This is a genomic window from Halomonas caseinilytica, assembly GCF_001662305.1.
GTDB classification, from domain to species: Bacteria; Pseudomonadota; Gammaproteobacteria; order Pseudomonadales; family Halomonadaceae; genus Halomonas; species Halomonas caseinilytica.
In genome coordinates, this window is the sequence record NZ_BDEP01000033.1 from 1 (window position 1) to 1,422 (window position 1,422).

Annotated in this window: 1 protein-coding gene; it reads right to left on the reverse strand. The window is 57.7% G+C overall.

What is annotated here, in order from left to right; all coding sequences use genetic code 11:
- Positions 1–10: 10 nt before the first annotated feature.
- Complete coding sequence (locus A9O65_RS16755) at positions 11–1,240, reverse strand: ISL3 family transposase (protein WP_064702768.1); 1,230 nt, start codon at positions 1,238–1,240, stop codon at positions 11–13.
- Positions 1,241–1,422 lie beyond the last annotated feature (182 nt).

A 1,422-nucleotide genomic window follows, 5' to 3' on the forward strand; every position in this document is an offset into this window, starting at 1 on the left:
GGCTCTTCATCTATTTCAGTGGGTTAGGTGTCATTTCCAGCCCGCCGAAATGAAACAGGATCGCCGTCTTGAAACGTGCTTTGCTGCGGTATCCCTTGGCCCTGACTCTCAGTCCCCGAATCTTGCCGTTTAATGCCTCGGCCAGCCCGTTGGAAACTCTCAGCCGCATGGCGTTGAGAATGCCCCAGAGCTTCTCTTCCACTTGCTCGGCGACGGTCACCACCGGCCGAATATCTGAGGCCTTGGCTAGACGAATCCACTCTTGCCAGGCGGCTCGGGCACCTCGCACGCGATTGCCCTTCCAGGTCTTCCGAGCCTTTTCCTTGAGATACCAGGCGATCGTGGTGTTCGAGAACTGGTTTGATAACCAATTGAGTGTGGCACGCTCTCGCTCACTCAGTCGGTCCCGGCGCTTCAGCCAAGCGTAACGAGACTGGTGGGCTGCCCGGCGCAGTGAGGCATCCACTGCGTGAAGTTCAGACTTGCGCGTCGCATGGAGCGCATCGTTCAGGGCCTGGGCGATATGAAAGTGGTCGAAGGCTATCTTGCGGTGGGCCTTCTCGACATGGGCGAACGTTGCCTTGCGATAGGCGGGGCTCATATCCATCGAGACGGACTCGATACTGGCGCGTTGTGCTTCCGTGAGCGCCAGATAGCACTGGGACAGGCTATCGGCAGACTTGCCATCTTCGACGATAACCACCTGCCCTTGGTGATTGGAGAGGATCGTGACGTAGTCATGGCCCTTGCGGAATGCCGTCTCATCCACCGACAGAAAGCGCACATCCGGCGATGTCCTCGCGGCCAGGCCTCGCTTGACCGCCCGCTTCATGATGCCGTCAATAGCGGTCCAACTCAGTTGCAATTGCCGACTGACAGCCTGAATCGACGCCTCCTTCAGCCACTCAATCACGAGGGCCTCAAAGAGCGCGGTGTAACGACTATTGCCTTCTGCCCAAGGCACCTGGATCGTCAGGCAGCCGTGTTCTGGGCAACGGACACGTGGCACATTCGCCACCACTTGGGTCTGGAACTGACAGGTGTCGAGATGTCGCCACTGACGGCGTCGTTTGTCGTATCGCGGGGAAGGTTGGCCACACCGGGGACAGCATAGGCTGGCAGAAGCCTCGCATTCGACCTGCACTTCGACCAGACCGCTGTCCTCATCAAGGTCCACATGGCTGACGAACCATGGAGTGGAAAGGCCGAGGATACGTTCGTATAGCGGGTTCTGGTGCATGGTCTTCCCATCATAGTGTGATCATGACAGGAACTATGGTGGAAGAACTGAAGGCCAGTTGGAACCAGCACCCACTACATTAGATGATGACCCATGTATGTACAGTGTCGGTCTCTTCTCCACCTCTCCACGCCACCTAGACCAGGGCTCGCCTCGTCTGCCTTCTTCTGCTTGAACACACA

Coding starts and splice junctions, on each gene's coding strand:
- A9O65_RS16755 (WP_064702768.1), bottom strand. CDS start 1,240: ATGCACCAGAACCCGCTATACGAACGTATCCTCGGCCTTTCCACTCCA.